The sequence below is a fragment of the Nocardia sp. NPDC051321 genome (assembly GCF_044455225.1).
In the GTDB taxonomy this organism is placed as follows: Bacteria; Actinomycetota; Actinomycetes; order Mycobacteriales; family Mycobacteriaceae; genus Nocardia.
The window spans coordinates 151,469-170,286 of the sequence record NZ_JBITEM010000011.1; the positions used below are offsets into that span (position 1 = coordinate 151,469).

Annotated in this window: 21 protein-coding genes; 8 read left to right on the forward strand and 13 right to left on the reverse strand. The window is 67.6% G+C overall.

The annotated features are described in order from the left end of the window. Positions 1 to 45: 45 nt before the first annotated feature. The 3 genes from sdhA to sdhC form a co-directional block, all read right to left on the reverse strand. Positions 46 to 1,797, reverse strand: a complete 1,752-nt coding sequence (gene sdhA / locus ACIA8C_RS26480; protein ID WP_397139618.1) for a succinate dehydrogenase flavoprotein subunit — start codon at positions 1,795 to 1,797, stop codon at positions 46 to 48. 107 nt (positions 1,798 to 1,904) lie between these two features. Beyond that, positions 1,905 to 2,387, reverse strand: coding sequence for a succinate dehydrogenase hydrophobic membrane anchor subunit (locus tag ACIA8C_RS26485; RefSeq protein WP_397139175.1), 483 nt, complete (start codon positions 2,385 to 2,387; stop codon positions 1,905 to 1,907). A 1-nt stretch (position 2,388) separates the two neighbouring features. Then, positions 2,389 to 2,787, reverse strand: coding sequence for a succinate dehydrogenase, cytochrome b556 subunit (sdhC, locus tag ACIA8C_RS26490; protein ID WP_357386540.1), 399 nt, complete (start codon positions 2,785 to 2,787; stop codon positions 2,389 to 2,391). 278 nt (positions 2,788 to 3,065) lie between these two features. On the opposite strand from sdhC, the gene ACIA8C_RS26495 reads away from it, so the two are divergent. Continuing rightward, complete coding sequence (locus ACIA8C_RS26495; protein ID WP_397139177.1) at positions 3,066 to 3,467, forward strand: cytidine deaminase; 402 nt, start codon at positions 3,066 to 3,068, stop codon at positions 3,465 to 3,467. Positions 3,468 to 3,475: 8 nt separating this feature from the next. Here the strand turns inward: ACIA8C_RS26495 and ACIA8C_RS26500 are convergent, their stop codons facing one another. Then, positions 3,476 to 3,745: a hypothetical protein gene (locus tag ACIA8C_RS26500; RefSeq protein ID WP_397139179.1), complete on the reverse strand. Its 270-nt coding sequence runs from the start codon at positions 3,743 to 3,745 to the stop codon at positions 3,476 to 3,478. A 101-nt stretch (positions 3,746 to 3,846) separates the two neighbouring features. Here ACIA8C_RS26500 and ACIA8C_RS26505 point away from each other — a divergent pair, with 101 nt between their 5' ends. From ACIA8C_RS26505 to ACIA8C_RS26515, 3 genes are all read left to right on the forward strand, one after another. Next, positions 3,847 to 5,136, forward strand: a complete 1,290-nt coding sequence (locus tag ACIA8C_RS26505) for a thymidine phosphorylase (RefSeq protein WP_397139181.1) — start codon at positions 3,847 to 3,849, stop codon at positions 5,134 to 5,136. Between the two features lie 337 nt (positions 5,137 to 5,473). Then, positions 5,474 to 6,571, forward strand: coding sequence for an adenosine deaminase (locus tag ACIA8C_RS26510; protein ID WP_397139183.1), 1,098 nt, complete (start codon positions 5,474 to 5,476; stop codon positions 6,569 to 6,571). 133 nt (positions 6,572 to 6,704) lie between these two features. After that, positions 6,705 to 7,361, forward strand: coding sequence for a hypothetical protein (locus tag ACIA8C_RS26515; protein ID WP_397139185.1), 657 nt, complete (start codon positions 6,705 to 6,707; stop codon positions 7,359 to 7,361). A gap of 382 nt (positions 7,362 to 7,743) precedes the next feature. Here the strand turns inward: ACIA8C_RS26515 and ACIA8C_RS26520 are convergent, their stop codons facing one another. The 5 genes from ACIA8C_RS26520 to ACIA8C_RS26540 form a co-directional block, all read right to left on the reverse strand. Beyond that, complete coding sequence (locus ACIA8C_RS26520; RefSeq protein WP_397139187.1) at positions 7,744 to 8,997, reverse strand: primosomal protein; 1,254 nt, start codon at positions 8,995 to 8,997, stop codon at positions 7,744 to 7,746. A gap of 26 nt (positions 8,998 to 9,023) precedes the next feature. Beyond that, entirely contained in the window at positions 9,024 to 9,371 is a 348-nt protein-coding gene (locus ACIA8C_RS26525; RefSeq protein ID WP_396995808.1) for a YbaB/EbfC family nucleoid-associated protein, read from the reverse strand. A gap of 76 nt (positions 9,372 to 9,447) precedes the next feature. Continuing rightward, positions 9,448 to 9,798: a hypothetical protein gene (locus ACIA8C_RS26530; protein WP_396995809.1), complete on the reverse strand. Its 351-nt coding sequence runs from the start codon at positions 9,796 to 9,798 to the stop codon at positions 9,448 to 9,450. A gap of 67 nt (positions 9,799 to 9,865) precedes the next feature. After that, the gene (locus tag ACIA8C_RS26535; RefSeq protein WP_397139189.1) at positions 9,866 to 10,999 is read right to left on the reverse strand and encodes a C40 family peptidase; all 1,134 of its coding nucleotides are present in this window, start codon (positions 10,997 to 10,999) and stop codon (positions 9,866 to 9,868) included. A gap of 4 nt (positions 11,000 to 11,003) precedes the next feature. Continuing rightward, entirely contained in the window at positions 11,004 to 11,327 is a 324-nt protein-coding gene (locus ACIA8C_RS26540) for a hypothetical protein (RefSeq protein ID WP_397139191.1), read from the reverse strand. A gap of 147 nt (positions 11,328 to 11,474) precedes the next feature. Between ACIA8C_RS26540 and upp the strand changes: the two genes are divergently transcribed. Further along, positions 11,475 to 12,098, forward strand: a complete 624-nt coding sequence (upp, locus tag ACIA8C_RS26545; protein WP_397139193.1) for a uracil phosphoribosyltransferase — start codon at positions 11,475 to 11,477, stop codon at positions 12,096 to 12,098. A 25-nt stretch (positions 12,099 to 12,123) separates the two neighbouring features. Here the strand turns inward: upp and ACIA8C_RS26550 are convergent, their stop codons facing one another. The 3 genes from ACIA8C_RS26550 to ACIA8C_RS26560 are packed head-to-tail and all read right to left on the reverse strand — an operon-like array spanning position 12,124 to position 14,724. Then, entirely contained in the window at positions 12,124 to 12,348 is a 225-nt protein-coding gene (locus ACIA8C_RS26550) for a hypothetical protein (protein ID WP_397139195.1), read from the reverse strand. A 21-nt stretch (positions 12,349 to 12,369) separates the two neighbouring features. Then, positions 12,370 to 13,866 carry a phospho-sugar mutase gene (locus tag ACIA8C_RS26555; RefSeq protein ID WP_397139197.1) on the reverse strand — a complete coding sequence of 499 codons (1,497 nt, stop codon included), beginning with the start codon at positions 13,864 to 13,866 and terminating at the stop codon, positions 12,370 to 12,372. Further along, the gene (locus ACIA8C_RS26560; protein ID WP_397139620.1) at positions 13,867 to 14,724 is read right to left on the reverse strand and encodes a purine-nucleoside phosphorylase; all 858 of its coding nucleotides are present in this window, start codon (positions 14,722 to 14,724) and stop codon (positions 13,867 to 13,869) included. 141 nt (positions 14,725 to 14,865) lie between these two features. On the opposite strand from ACIA8C_RS26560, the gene ACIA8C_RS26565 reads away from it, so the two are divergent. The 3 genes from ACIA8C_RS26565 to ACIA8C_RS26575 all read left to right on the forward strand — a co-directional run bounded on the left by ACIA8C_RS26565 (position 14,866) and on the right by ACIA8C_RS26575 (position 18,212). Then, entirely contained in the window at positions 14,866 to 15,570 is a 705-nt protein-coding gene (locus ACIA8C_RS26565) for an enoyl-CoA hydratase-related protein (protein ID WP_397139199.1), read from the forward strand. A 147-nt stretch (positions 15,571 to 15,717) separates the two neighbouring features. Next, entirely contained in the window at positions 15,718 to 16,956 is a 1,239-nt protein-coding gene (locus ACIA8C_RS26570) for a M20 family metallopeptidase (RefSeq protein WP_397139201.1), read from the forward strand. Between the two features lie 107 nt (positions 16,957 to 17,063). Then, complete coding sequence (locus tag ACIA8C_RS26575) at positions 17,064 to 18,212, forward strand: M20 family metallopeptidase (protein ID WP_397139203.1); 1,149 nt, start codon at positions 17,064 to 17,066, stop codon at positions 18,210 to 18,212. 85 nt (positions 18,213 to 18,297) lie between these two features. Here ACIA8C_RS26575 and ACIA8C_RS26580 read toward each other — a convergent pair whose 3' ends face one another. After that, a complete protein-coding gene (locus ACIA8C_RS26580) occupies positions 18,298 to 18,771 on the reverse strand; it encodes a gamma-glutamylcyclotransferase (protein WP_167460962.1) in 474 nt (157 codons plus the stop codon). Positions 18,772 to 18,818: the final 47 nt, after the last annotated feature.

Below are 18,818 nucleotides of genomic sequence, written 5' to 3' on the forward strand. Positions count from 1 at the left end.
GGGACGGTGAGGCGGCGGAGCCGCCGGGGTGGGTATGCACAGTCATCAGTACTTACGCTCCATCGGCTCGTAACGGGTCTGCACCACCGGCTTGAAGTCGAGGCGGATATCCGAGATGAGATCCGGGCTCTCCTTGTAGGCCATCGTGTGCCGCATGAAGTTCACGTCGTCGCGGTCCGGGTAGTCCTCGCGGGCGTGGCCGCCGCGCGATTCCTTGCGATTGAGCGCACCCACGACGGTGACCTCGGCCAGCTCGAGCAGGAAGCCGAGCTCGACGGCCTCGAGCAGGTCGCTGTTGTAGCGCTTGCCCTTGTCCTGCACCGTGATCCGGCTGTAGCGCTCCTTGAGCACGTGGATATCGGTGAGGGCTTGCTTGAGAGTGTCCTCGGTGCGGAACACGGCGGCGTTCATGTCCATCGTGTACTGCAGTTCGGTACGGATGTCGGCGACGCGCTCGTTGCCGTGGTCGGACAGGATCAGCGCCAGCCAGTCCTGGACCATCCGTGCCGGGGTCTCCGGCATCTCCACGAACTCGGTGCGGAGCGCGTACTCCGCGGCGGCGATGCCCGCGCGGCGGCCGAACACGTTGATGTCGAGCAGCGAGTTGGTGCCGAGACGGTTGGAGCCGTGCACCGAGACGCACGCGCATTCGCCTGCCGCGTAAAGACCGGGCACCACATCGGTGTTGTTGCGCAGCACTTCGCCGCGGATCTTGGTGGGAATGCCACCCATCACGTAGTGGCAGGTCGGCATGACCGGAACCAGCTCGGTCACCGGGTCGACACCGAGATAGGTGCGGGCGAATTCGGTGATGTCGGGCAGCTTCTCCTCGAGCACGTCCGCGCCGAGGTGGGTCACGTCGATGTAGACGTAGTCCTTGTTCGGCCCGGCGCCGCGACCCTCGAGCACCTCGAGCACCATCGAGCGGGCGACGATATCGCGCGGCGCCAGGTCCTTGATGGTGGGGGCGTAGCGTTCCATGAACCGCTCGCCGCTGGCGTTGCGCAGGATGCCGCCCTCGCCGCGGACAGCCTCGGAGATGAGGATGCCGAGACCCGCGAGGCCGGTCGGATGGAACTGGTGGAACTCCATGTCCTCCAGCGGCAGACCCTTGCGGAACACGATCGCCATGCCGTCACCGGTCAGCGTGTGCGCGTTCGAGGTGGTCTTGTACATCCGGCCCGAGCCGCCGGTGGCGAAGATGATCGACTTCGCGTGGAAGATGTGGATCTCGCCGGTGGCCAGCTCGTAGGCGACGACGCCGGTCGCGACCTGGCCCCGGTCGGTCTCGCTCATCACCAGGTCGAGCACGTAGAACTCGTTGTAGAACTCCACGTCGTGCTTGACGCAGTTCTGGTACAGCGTCTGCAGGATCATGTGACCGGTGCGGTCGGCGGCGTAACAGGCACGGCGCACCGGCGCCTTGCCGTGATCGCGGGTGTGTCCACCGAAGCGGCGCTGGTCGATCTTGCCCTCGGGCGTCCGGTTGAACGGCAGGCCCATCTTCTCCAGGTCCATCACCGCGTCGATGGCCTCCTTGGCCATGATCTCCGCAGCGTCCTGGTCGACCAGGTAGTCGCCACCCTTGACGGTGTCGAAGGTGTGCCATTCCCAGTTGTCTTCTTCGACGTTCGCCAGCGCGGCGCACATGCCACCCTGCGCCGCGCCGGTGTGGCTGCGGGTCGGGTAGAGCTTGGTCAGCACGGCGGTACGCGCCCGGGGCCCGGCCTCGATCGCCGCGCGCATGCCTGCGCCACCGGCGCCGACGATCACGACATCGTAGCGATGCTCCTCAATACGCGAGTCACTCATGCCTGCGCCTCGCTGCGCTCGGCTCCGGCATGCGCGACGCACGCTGTGCCCATGATTCGTTCGCTGCGCTCACTCATCGAGTTCGCCTGTTCCTAACTGATGTTGGGGTCGAAGGTGAAAATGACGTAGGTGCCGACGGCCAGGATCAGGATCATCGAGATGGCCAGCAGGGTGTTCAGCCAGAACCGGGTCGAGTCCTTGCGGGAGTAGTCCGCGATCACCGTGCGCAGGCCGTTGCCGCCGTGCAGCTGGGCGAGCCAGAGCATCGACAGATCCCAGAGCTGCCAGAACGGGCTTGCCCAGCGGCCGGCCACGAAGCCGAAGTTCAGCCGCTTCACGCCGCCGTCGAGCAGCAACATGATCGACATGTGGCCGAGGACAAGCACGATCAGCAGCAGGCCGGAGAGGCGCATGAACAGCCACGCGTACTTCTCGAAGTTGCTGTTCGCGCGCATGCGCGGCGAGCGCGGGTTGTCCAGGCTCGCGGGCCGGTCGTACGACTTACCGAGGACAGGTGCAGGCCCACCCGTCGCCCGACCGCCGCCCCCCACGGAATTGCTCCGCAATGCTGTCATCTCAGTGCTCCGTGAACAGGTAGAAGAACTGACGGCCGATAGCGGGCACCGCCAGCAGGAACCAGACCGCGAGAATGATCCACAGCATCAGGCGCTGGTACTTCGGGCCCTTGGCCCAGAAGTCGACCAGGATCACCCGGACGCCATTGAGCGCGTGGAAAAGCACGCAGACGACAAGGCCCATTTCCATCAGCGCGACGATGGGGCTCTTGTAGGTCTCGATCGCCCGGTTGTAGGTGTCCGGACTGACCCGGACCAGCGCGGTATCCAAGACGTGCACGAAGAGGAAGAAGAAGATGGTGACACCGGTGATCCGGTGCAGCGCCCAGGACCACATCCCGGGGTCGCCTCGGTACAGCGTCTTCCGCTTCGGCTGGGCCGGAGCTTCTATCGTGGTCATAGAGTGCGGTGCCTCCAACGTCGTTGATGGACCCGGTTCATTGCTTCGAGGCCGGCTGCGTTTGGGCGCAAATGCCCAGGTGGCTGCGCTGCGGCCCGCTGCCGGGAACCTGAACCGATCTGTTCTGGACTCTAATCCTCTAGGTTTGCCGGAACTAATTCGGCGTGCCGTGCGTTGCGCTACAGTCTGGCGGGTTAGGTTTGCCTTTCTTGATACGTGAAGGGTTCCTTCGATGGCCTCGCGCGGCCAAGTTCAGCTCGTTCCAGAAGAGGTTCCCGATGTCGCAAATCGACTGGAAATCCCTGCACGACAACGCGATTCAAGTCATGCGGAATGCCTATGCGCCGTACTCGCGGTTTCCGGTCGGCGCGGCGGCTCTCAGCACCGACGGCCGAATTGTGAGCGGGTGCAATGTGGAAAATGTCTCATATGGTTTGGGCCTGTGTGCCGAATGTGTACTCATCGGTAACTTGCATTCGGGCGGCGGCGGGCGCCTGCTGGCTATCTCGGTCACCGATTCCCGTGGCGAAATCCTGATGCCGTGCGGACGATGCCGCCAACTCCTCTACGAACACGGGGGACCCGACCTGTTGGTCGACCACAAGGACGGGCCCGTTCCGCTACGTGCCTTGCTGCCTGATGCCTTCGGCCCGGATGACTTGGGCGCCGGACAGCTCTGAGTGAGTGCTCAGAGCTGAGCTTCGAGCGCCGCGTCGATCTCGGCTTCGGTGGCGCGAGCAACCGGCGGGAACTCGATCGGCGCAGTCCCTAGCCGTTCCATGATCAGGGTGAAAGCTCGACTCGCGCTGTTGGTCCAGTCGATAAGCCGACCGGTCTCGATCGTGCTGCCCGCAGCACCACGAGTGAGCTTGTAGAGCGACTCGATGTGCGTGTCTTCGATGTCGGTGAGCCGTGTTTCGAGCCTGCTGATGCGGCGGTCGATGTGGATGGATGTCATTTACTGCCCCCTAGCCCCTCGAACGTTTGATGCGGAGAGGCTATCGAACCCCACCGACAAGAAGCCAGACTTGTTTTCGATCTCGTGCCAGACTGGCGAATGTGACGGCACTGGACGCGGTTTCGATCATTACCACCAAGCGGGACGGCGGCGAGCTGTCGAACGCGCAGATCGACTGGGTGGTCGATGGGTTCACTCGCGGGGCGGTGGGCGACGAGCAGATGTCGGCGCTGGCGATGGCGATCGTGTGGCGCGGGATGACGCGCCGGGAGACGGCCCGCTGGACCAACGCGATGATCGCGTCGGGTAGCCGGCTGGACTTCACCGATCTGCCGCGGCCGACCGTGGACAAGCATTCGACCGGCGGCGTGGGGGACAAGATCACGTTGCCGCTGGCGCCGCTGGTCGCCGCGTGCGGTGCCGCGGTGCCACAGTTGTCCGGGCGTGGGCTCGGGCACACCGGCGGCACACTGGACAAGCTCGAGGCCATCCCGGGATGGCAGGCCGACGTGCCGGTGCCGCGGATGCGCGAGATCCTCGCCGATCCCGCGATCGGTGCGGTGGTGTGCGCGGCGGGGGCCGATCTCGCGCCCGCCGACAAGCGGCTCTACGCGCTGCGCGATGTGACCGGCACGGTCGAATCCATTCCGCTGATCGCCAGCTCGATCATGAGCAAGAAGATCGCCGAGGGCACCGCCGCGCTGGTGCTCGATGTGAAGGTCGGCGCGGGCGCGTTCCTGAAGACCCTCGACGGCGCCCGCGAATTGGCCACGGCCATGGTCGAATTGGGCACCGACGCCGGGGTGCGCACGGTGGCGCTGCTGACCGCGATGGACACTCCGCTCGGCCGCACCGCGGGCAACGCACTCGAAGTCGCCGAGTCGGTCGAGGTGCTGGCCGGTGGTGGCGCCGCCGACATCGTGGAGCTCACCATCACCCTGGCCCGTGCGATGGTCGGGCTGGCCGGCCTCGACATCGACCCGGCCGACGTACTCGCCGATGGCCGGGCGATGGACCAGTGGCGCGCGATGATCCGCGCCCAGGGCGGCGATCCGGACGCGACGCTGCCGACGGCGAAGCACACCGAGGTCGTGCGGGCTGAGCGCGACGGCGTACTGACCCGCCTCGATGCCATGGGCGTCGGCATCGCCGCCTGGCGTCTCGGCGCGGGCCGGGCCCGCCAAGGCGACCCGGTCCAGGCCGGTGCTGGCATCGAAATGCACGCCAAGCCAGGCGATTCCGTGACCGCAGGCCAGCCGCTGCTCACCCTGCACACTGACACCCCCGGTGCGTTCCCCGGCGCCCACGCCGCGTTGGTCGATGCTTTCGATATCGGCGATTCCGTCGAAAAGCCCACCACCCCAATCGTGCTCGGCCGCATCGAAGCCTGATCCGGCTGCCTGGAAAACGGATGGTTTGCCGTTGCTGCGTGTGAATTAGTTTGCGGCGCACAGCTTCGGTCGATGGAGCTATGCGCCTGGATCGCGGCGCGCCGGGTGTGTGTCGCGTTCGGCTTCCGACGCGAGACGGCGGGGGCGGGTGCGGAATTATCGGCTGATCGTCGCGGTGTGCGGCATCGCACAGTGTGGAGTTGTCGCTGGTCAGTGCGGCATTCGGTGGGGCGGGCCGGTATCCGGATGTGGGCAGGCGCGGGATGGGTGGGCAACGAGATGGTTGCCACTTCGGCAGTCGGGTGCCGTTCGGGCGCGGTGCGGCTACCGTCGTTACATGACTGGACCGACCGCATTGACCCTTGCCTCGATCCGACAGGCGCCAAAAGCGCTGCTGCACGACCACCTCGACGGTGGTCTACGGCCCGCGACGGTGCTGGAGCTGGCCGCCGAATGCGGCTACGAGGACCTACCCGCCACCGACGAGGCGGCGCTGGCCGCCTGGTTCCGCGACGCGGCCGACAGCGGATCGCTGGAACTGTATTTGGAAACGTTCGCGCACACCGTCGCCGTCATGCAGACGCCGGAGGGCCTGCGCCGGGTCGCCCGCGAATGCGCGGAGGACCTGTCCACCGACGGCGTGGTGTACGCCGAGGTGCGCTTCGCCCCGGAACAGCACCTGGAACGCGGACTGACCCTCGACGAAGTGGTCGAGCACACCCTGGAAGGTTTCCGGGAGGGCGAGGCCGCGGCCGCCGCGGCGGGACGTCCGATCGTGGTTACCTGCCTGCTCACCGCCATGCGGCACGCGGCCCGCTCCCGGGAGATCGCCGAGCTCACCGTGCGCTTCCGCGATCGCGGCGTCGGCGGCTTCGACATCGCGGGCGCGGAGGCCGGGTACCCGCCGAGCAGGCACCTGGACGCGTTCGAATACATGCGAGCCAACAGCGCGCACTTCACGATTCACGCGGGCGAGGCGTTCGGCCTGCCGTCGATCCACGAGGCACTGGCCTTCTGCGGCTGCGACCGGCTCGGTCACGGCGTGCGGATCACCGACGACATCAGCGTGCCAGGCGCGATCGAGGACGCGCGCCTCGGACTCGTCGCGAATTACGTGCGCGACATGCGCATTCCGCTCGAGCTCTGTCCGTCCTCGAACGTGCAGACCGGCGCGGTTCCGTCGCTGGACAAGCACCCGTTCGATCTGCTGGCCCGGCTGCGCTTCCGTGTCACGGTCAACACCGACAATCGGCTGATGAGCGACACCAGCATGAGCCAGGAAATGCTCAAGCTCGCGGACACCTTCGGTTACGGCTGGAGCGATCTGGAGCGTTTCACCATCAACGCGATGAAGTCGGCGTTCATCCCGTTCCCGGAGCGGCTGCGCATCATCGACAACATCATCAAGCCCGGCTACGCGGTGCTGCTCGGATAGCAGCTGAGTTGGTCGAGGGGGAACTGGTGGTGGGCGCCACTCAGACGATGCCGGCACCAGTTCCCCGTGAGCCACGTCTCGTCCGCCGGACGGGGCGAGAGGGGCGGGGTGTTGGTTCGCTAGCGTGCTGAGTATGGCGACATTGCGGATTTCTAGTCGGTTCAACGGGCCGCCCGATTCCGGTAACGGCGGATACGTGGGCGGGCTGCTCGCCGAGCGGCACGGGGACGCCGCGGTCACGGTTATTCTGCGCAGCCCGACGCCGCTCGACACACCGCTCGAGGTGCGGGGCGGCAGCCTGTACGACGGTGACACCTTGGTCGCCGAAACCCGCGCGGGCGAATTCGACCGGGACGCACCGCAATCCGTGCCGTTCGCGACCGCGGCCGCCGCGGCGAGCTCCTACCGGAGCAACGAGATGTTCGCGTCCTGCTTCGTCTGCGGCAGCGCCCGCACCGACGGGCTGCGCATCGAGGCCGGTGCCGTCGGCGACGGTCGGGTTGCCGCACCATGGACCCCCGACGCCACGCTCCCGCTCGGCCCCGCCGTCCTATGGGCCGCGATGGACTGCCCCGGCGGCTGGTCCCTCCCCGACATGTTCAACCGCCCCGCCCTCCTCGGCTCCATGACCGCCGCCGTGCACGCCCTCCCCGAGGTCGGCGAACAATGCGTCGTCATCGGCGAAAACCACGGCGAACAAGGCCGCAAATCCTTCTCCTCCACAGCGGTTTACGGCTCCGACGACCGCCTCCTCGGCCGCGCCGAACAAATCTGGATCCGCCTGAAGTAACCGCAGCTACGCGAGAGTGGCTGCGGCACAACGGATGACCGCAACCACCCGAAGTAACCACGGCAGCGCGCGACGACCGCAGTCACCTGCACAAATCTGCGATGGACTTGATGCAACCACGGCCGCCCAGCACGGCCGAGACCACCTGAATAACTCCGGCGAGCGATGGCCACGCCCACCCGATATGGCCTCAGCTACGTGAAGCGACCCATGGCTACCAACCACTGCACGAACAGCGGATACCCAGCGCACCAACTGATCTCGCGAGCACATGGGTAACTCACCGGGTACGAGCTAACTCAACACGCTCCCGACCGCCAGCCGCCAATGCCACTACCGCGCTACTCAGTCTGGCCTGAATACCCGGAGAGGCGGGACGGCGCTACTGCTGGTTGAGCCTGGCCTCGAAGTTGCGCTCCAGGTCTCGCCAGGATTGCGCCTCCGCGGTGAACGGCGGGTTGGGGGCCATCCGGCTCGGGTCCGGGTTCAGCAGGTATGAGACGTACCAGCCGAGCGGATTGGATTGGGCCAGTGCCTGTTCCACGGTGTCGTCGCCCGCGTAGTCGGAGGCGTCGGTGAACAGTTCGACCGCGAGGTCGAGCTGTTCGATGTCGACGGCTTCCGGTCCTTCGGCGAGGTCGTCGGCCAGGCCTGGGAGCACGTAGACGTTCTCGTCGGTGACTTCGACCTCGAGCGAGCCGTCGACCGCGGCGGTCTGCACGTCGGCGAAGGTGCTCACCCGGGACAGGTCGTGCTCGTGGTCGTCGGCCAGGTACCTGGCGAGTGCGCGCTCCGAGGTGAACACCGTGATGGTGTTGTCGGAGCCGAGGAAGATCGGCTCGTCGTCGAGGTAGCAGCGCAGCGTGAAGTAGGTGCCGTCCGAGGCGATGATCTTGACCGGGTCGATGCCGACCTCGTGCCAGAACGACTCGTCTTCCGTTTCCTCTTCGTCCTCGTCGTCCGCGTCGAGGTCGACGGGTTCGAACTCGTCCTCCTCGTTGTCCGCGGCGTCGTCGGCGTCGACCACGTTCTCCTCGGCGGCCAGCAGCTCCGCCTCCGCTACGGCGACGGCTTCCGCGTCGACGTCGGGGGTGTGCACGACGGAGTCGATGGCGTCGAGGACGCTGTCCCAGCCCTTGGCGATGGCGGCGCCGATCTGGTCCCAGAGTTCCTCGCCGTCGCGCCCGATGAACGCGTTGACTCCGCCGGGCAGTGCGCCGAGCACCGGATGCGACCCGAAGAACTTGGTCACCGTCTCCAGCTCGCACACCTCGCCGATGTTGCGAACCATGCCGAGGGTGTCCTCGAGCTCGGCGATGGTGTCCACGTCGGGCTCACCGGCGGCCAGCTCGGGCACCGCGACCAGATCGAAGGAAAAGTTCTCCTCCGGCTCCAGTTCCACCGCCGACAGCCCGGCGACGACCTTCCATGCCGGATGCTCGACGAGGTCGTTGTCGGAGTTGGTCCGGATGAACGCGGCCAGCTCCGCAACGGTCTCGAAACCATAGAGGGAGTCCTCGTGTCCGAGGAACGCCTCCCACTCGTCGTCACCGTCTCGCCAGCGCGGTGCCCACAGGGTGACGAGATCGCCGTCGGTCAGGCCGAGCTCGATCGGGACGATGTCTCCAGAAGCCATGAGCGGAAGCCTATCGACCTTCCGCGTCAGGCACTATCCGGCCCGCCCCCAATGGTTCCTTTGGCGTCGTTCGGCCCGGGAACGAATGACTCGTTCAGTGTCCCAACGACCTTCGAGCGCTGGTTGCCCGCGTCCTCGGCGGCCTGCCTGCACGCCCAGACGATCAGCTGTCCGACCTCGGCGGGTGCCAGCGAGGTGACCGTTTCCGCGAGGCTCAACGCGACGAGCGCGCCGTCGCTGTCGACCTCGACGGTGACCGTGCCATCCTCGGTGGTGTGGCGGCCGCGGACCTGCTTGAGGCCGTACAGCGCGGCCTCTAATGCCTCCAGTTTCTGCGTCGCGTTCGCGACGAGAGCATCCATCTCCGCACTCATGCCTGCGCCTCGCTGACGCTCGGCTCCGGCATGAGCGCTGAGGCAGCTGTGCTCCTTGTTCGCTCGCTCCGCTCACTCATACTGGCCTCATCCAGGTCGTAGGTCCGGTGTCCGCGTCGTCGATTCGGTCCAGCTCGTCCACCGCCGCCTGGCGGGTGGGCAGGCCGAGCCGGTCCAGGATGTCGGCGGGCATGCCTGCCTCGGCGAGCAGCTCGCGCCGTCGTGCCTTGGCGGCGACGGTGGAACGCTTGGTGAGCCGCAGGATCTCGTTCGCGAGAGTCTGTGCGCCGTAACGATATTCGCTGCGCTCGAACTTGATTTCCACCGGCATGCCCTGATCGGTGGCGCGCACCGAGATGGTGCCCGAGCGGTTCGTGCTGCCCGCGACCGTGACGTTGGGAACAGTCGGTTGCTGCGGCGTACTCACGACTCCACCTCGCTAACGCTCGGGTCCGCCGTGACCACCCGGGTGGCTGTGCCTGTGGTTCGCTCGCTCATGAAGTCGGCCTGTAGAAGCCATGGAAGCCCATCCCTGAGTTCTCCGTTCGAATCGAGCTGATCTGGACCGGGTCACCGGCCTCGACGAATTCTCCGTTGCCTATCACCATCGCGACATGGCCGTCCCACACCGCCAAATCACCGGGCATGAGGTCGCCGGGGGAGACCGAGGTGCCGATGGCCTGGTCGGCGGCCAGGCGCGGCAGATCCATGCCTGCCTCGCCGTACGCGTATTTGGTCAGGCCGCTGCAGTCGAGTCCGGCGCCGGGCGTGTTACCGCCCCACACGTACGGGGTGCCGACCGCGCTGATCGCCGAACGGACCGCCGTCGCCGCCTTCTCGTTCGGCGCCTCCACCGTGCTGCCGTCGGGCAGCGTGATCTTCACGCCCTTGCCGTCGCTCGGCATGCCCGCCGAACCGGTGTCCGGCTTGGGTGTGCCCGTTGCCCTCGGGGTGCCGGAGGTGGATTTCGGCGATGCCGTCGAAGCCGGGATCGTGGACATCGCGGTACTCATCAGGCTGCTGGCCATCGAACCGGCACCGCTGAGCGCACTGGACGCGGTCGACGTCAGCTGCTGCACACCGGCCGTAGTGACGGCGGCCGGCGCCCCAGCGAGCGACGGCGTGGACGGCGGCGGGGTGAGGTCGGTCATCGAGGCGGTGTGCGTGGTGAGCTCGTTTTGTACCCGGCCGACCACGTTGAGCGCCTGGCCGAGGTGGTCGATCGCGGAGCCGACGATCATCGTCAGCCCCGCGGGCGTGGCCAGCGCCGGACCCGCGCTCGCCGCGGTGTTGACGAACGACTGGGCGATGCCGGTGAGGTCCTTCTGGCCCGATTCGACCTCGGCGGCGGCCTGGTTCACCACGGTTGCCATGTCGTTGCCACGGTCGGAGATGGTGGCGGCCGAGGTCTGTACCTTCAGGGCCTTCGCGGTGGCGGCGTCGGCGGCCTGGCCGTCCCACGCGGTGTTCATGCCGTTGATGCTGTCGCGACCCATCTGGTGGATCTGGTCGACGGCGGTAGACGTGCTGCGTAGTGCGTCGGAGGGGCCGCCGGTCGGCAGCACGCCGGAGCCGAAGCTCTCGAGCAGGTCGAAGATCGGTTTGGCCAGTGCGCTGATATCGATCACAGGCTCACCCGTCCAGTTCGGCGGCCACGCTCTGCAGCGACCCCGCGTGGTTCAGGTCGGTCTCGGTGAGCACCGTGGCCGCACCGGTGGAGGCCGCCCCCATGCTGGTCAGCACCGCCGACAGCTGGCCGATCGATGCGACGTGCCCCGCGTGCGCGGCGGCGTACGCGGCCATGAAGTCGCCGCCGATCAACCCCATGATCGGGCCGAGCAGCGCTGGTTCCGCCGCGACCGCGCTCGCCCCGGCCGCAGCCATCTCCCCGGCCATCACATGGGCGGTCGCGCCATAGGCTGCGATGCCCTCGGTGTCCGCCGACATCTTCCGCATCAGAGCTTCCCCCATCTGTTGTTCCCAGGCAGAGTACGTCATTCACTTGCTTCGACGCGCTCTCTTCCCGTTCGGTTCCCACCGATGCGAAAAAACTTTCGGGTGGAGCTTCGGCGGCGGGCCCACTGGTCACTTTATCGTTCCCTCATGCGTACTCACACCGTGGACCATCCGCTCGCCGCCGCCCTGTTGACCACGATGCGAGACGAGCGAACCGCGAATTCCGTCTTCCGCGCGGCGCTGCGCGACCTCACCAGGATCCTCATCTACGAGGCCTTGCGCGCGGCGCCGGTCCAGCGCTTCGAGATCACCACGCCGGTCGCTGTCACCGAGGGCGCGCGCCTGGCGCAACCGCCGCTGCTGGTGCCGGTGCTGCGGGCGGGCCTCGGCATGGTCGACGTGGCCGCCGAGCTGATCCCCGACGCCAGGATCGGCTTCGTCGGCATCGCCCGGGACGAGGAAAGCCACCAGCCGGTCCCGTACATGGAATCGCTGCCCGCCGACCTGGCCGGTCTCCCGGTCTACGTGCTCGATCCGATGCTGGCCACCGGTGGCTCGATGCGCCACACCCTCGAACTCCTGGTCGCCCGCGGCGCCACCGACATCACCGCGGTCTGTGTCGTGGCGGCACCGGAAGGTGTTGCGGCACTGGCCGATTCGGGCCATCCAGTGAACCTGGTCACCGCCGCCGTCGACGCGGGCCTGAACGAGCACGCCTACATCGTCCCCGGCCTCGGCGACGCGGGCGACCGCCAGTTCGGCCCGCGCTAGCCGGATCGGCTCTCGTTGGCGCTGTTCATCCGTCCTTCGACCGGGTGAAGAGCTCCAGGTGCGAGCAGTCCGCGCACCGATAGGCGTCGACCAGCCAGTGCGTGCGGCCGGTCCGTTTCGCGCCCCAGGAGCCGATTTCCAACGGGCCCTCGACCCAGCGGGCATGGCCGCGTGAACTGTCGCCGGAGTCCTCGATGTAGCCGAGCAACAGGCCCTCGCCGCCGCAGTGAGTACAGTGCATCGCCGTCATCATCTGATGATGCCTGGCAGTTCAGAGCCCCTGGCAGTATTCGCGCAATGCGGAAAGGTGTTGTCCCGCAGTTGTCCTGGCGGCGGCGAGATCGGCGTGCGCCGGGACCGGCGTGCACACCTCGAGATAGCACTTGAGTTTCGGCTCGGTGCCGGACGGGCGGACCACGATGCGCGAGGTAGCGCCTTCGAAAACGAGTGCGTCGGTACGCATCCGACCGCGCGCCTGGAGCAGGTCGGAATATTCGACCGGCTCGCCCGCGATCTCGGCAGGCGGGCTCGCGCGCAGCCCGGCCACCACGGCCGCGGCGGCCGCCGCCGAATCCAGCCGCAACGCCACCTGATCGGTGCTGTGCAGGCCGAATTCGACCGCGTAATCATCGAGTTGGTCGGTCAGGGTGCGGTCCGCCGACTTCAGCCGGGCGATGAGATCGGCGGTCAGCACGGCGGCCGAGATGCCGTCCTTGTCCCGGACCGTGGCCGGATCGACGCAGTGGCCGATCGCCTCCTCGTAGGCGTAGACCAGGCCGTCGCCCGCGCGGGCCAGCCATTTGAAGCCGGTGAGGGTTTCCGCGTAACGGGCGCCGCGGGCCGGGGCCAGCTTGGACAGCAGCCGCGACGACACGATCGTGGTGGCCACCAGCGCGTTCTGCGGTGCGGTGCGCAGCACACAGTCGCCGAGCAGCACGCCGGTCTCGTCGCCGCGCAGCATTCGCCAGGTGTTGTCCGGCAACGGAATTCCCACCGCGCAGCGATCGGCGTCCGGGTCGACCGCGATCGCCACGTCCGCGCCGATCCTGGCGGCGAGGGCGAGCAGCAGATCGGTCGCGCCGGGCTCTTCCGGGTTCGGGAACGCGACGGTGGGGAAGTCGGGATCGGGGGCGAACTGTTCCTCGACCACGTGCACGTCGGTGAATCCCGCCACGGCGAGCGCTTGCACGACCAGGTCGCCGCCGACGCCGTGCAGCGGCGTCATCGCGATCCGGATCGCGGCCCGCGTGCCCTCGCCGCCGATCACCGATGGCAGCGACGACACCCGATTCAGATACCGCCGCACGATATCGTCGTCCACCGGCTCGACCGGAGTACGGGCGACAGGGTCGGTGACCGCGTCGATGCACCGCTCGATCTCGGTGTCGGCCGGGGCCAGCAGCTGCGAGCCGCCGTCGAGGTAGACCTTGTAGCCGTTGTCGGCGGCCGGATTGTGCGAGGCGGTGATCTGCACGCCCGCGACCGCGCCGAGCTCGCGGACCGCGTAGGCGACGATCGGGGTTGGCAGTGGCCTCGGCAGCAACGTCACCGGAAAGCCCGCCGCGGCAAAGATTTCCGCCGTCGCGGTGGCGAATTCGGCGGACCCGTGCCGCGCGTCGCGGCCGACGATCACCGCGCCGCCACCGAGGCAGCGCCCGCGCAGCCACTCGACGATGCCTGCGGTGGCCCTGGTCACCGTCGTCACGTTCATGCCGTCCGGACCGTCTTGCAGCGGTCCACGCAGACCAGCGGTGCCGAAGCGCAGCATCTACACCCGTTCCAGCACGCCGCGCAGCAGCTTGCCCAAGCGCGGCGCGGCGGCGTGGCCTTCGGCCAGCACCTCGGCGTGTGAGAGATGCCCGCCGGTGACGCCCGCGGCCAGGTTGGTGACCAGCGAGATGCCGAGCACCCGTGCGCCGAGCGCGCGGCAGGCGATGGCCTCCAGCACGGTCGACATGCCGACCAGGTCGGCACCCATGGTGCGCAGCATCCGGATCTCGGCGGGGGTCTCGTACTGCGGCCCGGTCAGGCCCGCGTACACGCCCTCGGTCAGGCTGGGGTCGATTTCCTTTGCCATGGCACGTAATTCGGGATCCCAGGCATCGACGAGGTCGACGAAGGTGGCGCCGGTCAGCGGGGTGCGGCCGGTGAGGTTGAGGTGATCGTTGATCAGCACCGGCTCGCCGACGCGCAGGCCTTCCCGGATGCCGCCCGCGGCGTTGGTGAGCAGCACGATCTCGACGCCTGCCGCGATGGCCGCGCTGACCGGGTGCACCACATCGCCGGGCTGGTAGCCCTCGTACAGGTGCTGGCGGCCCATCAGCAGCAGCGTCGGCGTGTCGCCGACGGTGACCGAGTGGACCATGCCGCCGTGCCCCTGCGCGCTCGGCTTGCCGAACCCGGGCAGCTCCGGCATCGGCACCGACGCGACCGGCGTGCCGATCTCCGCGGCGGCCTCCTGCCAGCCAGAGCCGAGCACCACCGCAACCCGGTGACGCGGCACTCCAGTACGTTCGGCGATCGCCTCGGCGGCCTGTTCGGCAAGCATGTGGATCACTGTATTGGATTGCCGCGCTTGCGGCGCCGGGTGTGGGCGGCCGCCGCGCTGCGGTGGAGGTTCGTGGATCCGGCCATCGAGTGCGGCGCGGACCGCGCTCGGGTGACGCGCGCGTAGCCGTTGCGAGACGGTCGCGTGCCAGGTAGGCGCCTTGGGCAAGAATGCTACCCGCGAGTAGGAGAGTCGCCGGGCGCCGGATATTCTGCACCCATGCCGTATCTGGAACGTGATGGGGATGTGTTCGTCGTCTACCTCGGAAACGAGGGACAGACGGACAGCGAGAACCGCTTCCACCCCGACTGGATCGACGAGTTCCACGGTGTGCTCGACAAGGTCGAGGACTCCGAGGGCCCGGCCGCGCTGGTCACCGTGGCCAGCGGCAAGTTCTACAGCAACGGCCTCGACACCGACTGGCTGTTCGGCAACCTGAACAAGTCGCACGGCTACCTGGACCGCGTGCACTCGCTCTACACCCGGCTGCTGCAGTTCCCGATGCCGACGGTGGCGGCGATCAACGGCCACGCTTTCGGCGCGGGCGCCATGCTGGCCACCTCGCACGACTTCCGGGTGATGCGGGCCGATCGCGGCTTCTACTGCCTGCCCGAGGTGCACCTCGGCATGCCGTTCACCGTCGGGATGAACGCCCTGCTCACCGAGCGTTTGTCCAACCAGGTCTGCGTGCAGGCGATGACCACCGGCCACCGCTACCCGGCCGACGAGGCGATCGCCGCGGGCATCGTCGACGGCAAGGCCGACGCGGAGTCGTTGCTGGCGACCGCGGTGGCCAAGGCCGCGGCATTGGCGAGCAATCGCAAGCCGAATCTGCCGGTGATCAAGCGCGCGCTGCACGCCAACGCGCTGGCGGGTCTGGCCGTGCCGACGACCCCGGAGAACCTCGCTTTCGCCACGGCCTAGTCGGACGGCCGTTCGGTCGGATCGGCGCTCCTGATTGCGTGTTCGACGTCCTGAGCTGCGCGAATGTCGCAAGAACGCCGCGCGGTGCGGTCCGCTGGGCGGGTATGCGATGCGCTCGGTTTGCCGACGAGTGCAACACTGTGTTCCATGCCACCACCGCGCAGCGGGCACCAGGAATCGCGCAGCGACTATGACGTCGCGCGTGCCGATGCCGTGCAGCAGTCGGACGCGGCGATCAAGGCCGCGGTCGATGAGCTGATAGATCTTTCGCACTCGATCCACGCCGAGCCGGAGCTCGCGTTCGAGGAGACCAGGAGCGTCGCCAAGATCATCGGCCCGCTCGCCGAGCGCGGCTTCGAGGTCACCACCGGCGTTGCCGAATTACCGACCGCGTTTCGCGCCAGCTTCGGCAGCGGCCCGCTCACCGTCGGCATCTGCGCGGAGTACGACGCGCTGCCGGGGATGGGACATGCCTGCGGGCACAACATCATTGCCGCCTCGGCCGTCGGCACCGCGCTCGGCCTCGCCGAGGTCGCCGACGCGCTCGGGCTCACCGTGCTTGTGCTCGGCACACCCGCCGAGGAAAGCGGCGGGGGCAAGGTGCTGATGCTGGAGCGCGGCGTGTTCGACGACGTGGCGATGGCGATGATGGTGCACCCCGGCCCGTGGGACATCGCAGGCGCGCACTCGCTGGCGATGGCCGATCTCGCCATCGTGTTCCACGGCCGCGAGGCACACGCCAGCGCCGCGCCGGAACTGGGGCGCAACGCGGGCGACGCGGTCACTGTCGCCCAGGTAGCTCTTGGATTGCTGAGGCAGCATATCCAGCCTGGCCAGCAACTTCACGGTATAGTCGGCGATGGTGGCGTAGCCCCGAACATCGTCCCCGGACGTGCGGAACTGCTGTATTACCTACGCGCAGTCGACTCCGCATCTCTCGACAATCTGACGCGACGAGCGTCGGCGTGTTTCGAGGCGGGTGCCCTTGCGACCGGCTGCACCCATGAAATCCGGACTGTCGCGCCGACATATACCGAGCTGACACCCGATCCGGCGTTACTGTTTGCCTACCGCGAGCAGATAACCGGTTTGGGACGAGTGCCGATCGCACCCGAGCTCGAGGCACAGCGGCCGCTCGGAAGCACGGACATGGGCAACGTCACCAACGTCATTCCGGGCATCCACCCGGTCATCGGCATTGATGCCGGTGGCGCGGTGACGCACCAGCCCGGCTTCGCCGCGGCGAGCGTCAACGCTTCGGCGGATCGTGCGGTTGTCGATGGTGCGCTCGCACTCGCGCGTACCGCGATCGCCGCTGCCAACGATGAAGAACAAAGAGACAGGTTGTTGCAACGGCTCGTTCAACGACAGGAGGATATTCGGTGAGCACTACCGGCCGTTCGGCTGAGCGGGCGACGGGAACCGACGCTGGGGCATGCGCCCTCGCGGAAGACCCGGCGGACATCGTATTGCCGAACACCGTAGGAACAGGTTTGGGATCAGTAGAGGGCTGGCTGGCCGAGCACGCGTTAGACCTCGTGCAGTGGCGCAGGCACATCCACGCCAACCCGGAACTTTCCCGCACCGAGTTCGCCACCACCGAATTCATCTCGTCCTGGCTGATCAAGGCGGGTCTCACGCCGCAGCCGCTGCCCGGTGGCACCGGCTTGATCTGCGACATCGGGCCCGAGGGCCCGCGCATCGGCCTGCGTGCCGACATGGACGCGCTCCCGCTGCAGGAGTTCACCGGCCTGAGCTTCGCCTCCACCGTGCCCGGCGTCTCGCACGCCTGCGGGCACGACGCGCACACCACGATTTTGCTCGGCACCGCGCTCGCGCTTGCCGAGGTGCCTGAGTTGCCGGTCGGCGTGCGACTGGTGTTCCAGCCCGCCGAAGAGGTCATGCCGGGCGGCGCGATCGACGTGGTCGCCACCGGTGCGATGGAGGGTGTAGAGCGGATCTTCGCGCTGCACTGCGATCCGCGACTGGAGGTGGGCCGGGTCGGCATCCGGGTCGGCGCGATCACCTCGGCCGCCGACACCGTCGAACTGGTGCTGGATTCGCCGGGCGGGCACACCTCGCGTCCGCATCTCACCAGCGATCTGGTCTACGCCATCGGTACCGTGATCACCGGCCTGCCCGGTCTGCTCAGCCGTCGCATCGACCCGAGGACCAGCACGGTGATGGTGTGGGGTGCGGTCAGTGCGGGCAAGGCGCCCAATGCGATTCCGCAGACCGGCATGCTCACCGGCACCGTCCGCACCGGCGATCACGCGACCTGGTCGCTGCTTGAGCCGATGGTGCGCGAGATCGTCGACGGCCTGCTCGCCCCCACCGGCGTGCGCTACCAGCTGAATTACCGTCGCGGCGTGCCGCCGGTGGTCAACGACGAACAGTCCACCAGGATGTACGAGGACGCGATCCGCAAGATCGGCCCGGACGCGCTGGCCGACACCATGCAATCCGGTGGTGGCGAAGACTTCTCGTGGTATCTGGAGGAGGTGCCCGGCGCGATGGCGCGTCTCGGCGTCTGGTCCGGGCACGGCGAGCAGCTCGATCTGCATCAGCCGACCTTCGATCTCGACGAGCGGGCGCTCGCGGTGGGCGTGCGAGTGCTGACCAATATCGTGCTGAACGCTTAGCGTGCGAATGCGCGAGTCCGCGTAGTGATTTCGAGCTGAACAGCGACGTGGTCGACCCCTCGGGCCGGCCACGTCGTTTCGTTTGTCAGCCGAAGTTTCCCGGGCCGACGTTGCGGCTGTTGCGAGTTCGCAGGGAATGCACGTAATCCTCAGGAGCACCGGCCTTTTCGGCCGCGTCCGCGATGACCCCGATGTAACGGGCCGAGGGCAGGCCACCCTCGTACGCGTCAAGCACGTAGAGCCAGGACAGCGTCGGCTCGGCACCGCTCTCACTGCGCGTCACGCGCAGCCGGATCTTCTTGTGGATGCCGAAGTCCGAACCCTCCCAGCGGTCCAGCCGCTGTTCGTCTTCCGGCGACACGTCGTAGAGCACGACGAAAACGCGGGAGCCCGGCTCCTCGACCACCGTCGCCAGCGGCCCTTCCCAGCCGATGTCGTCACCAGCGAAGGTGAGCCGCCAGCCCTCCAACCAGCCCGTTCCGGACATGGGCGAGTGCGGACAGCGCTCGAGCATCTGGGTTGAGTCCATGTTGGACCCATAGGCGGCGTAGATCGGCACCACAGAAGGGTAGCCAATAACATCCGGGGATCGACTCTATCCCGGCC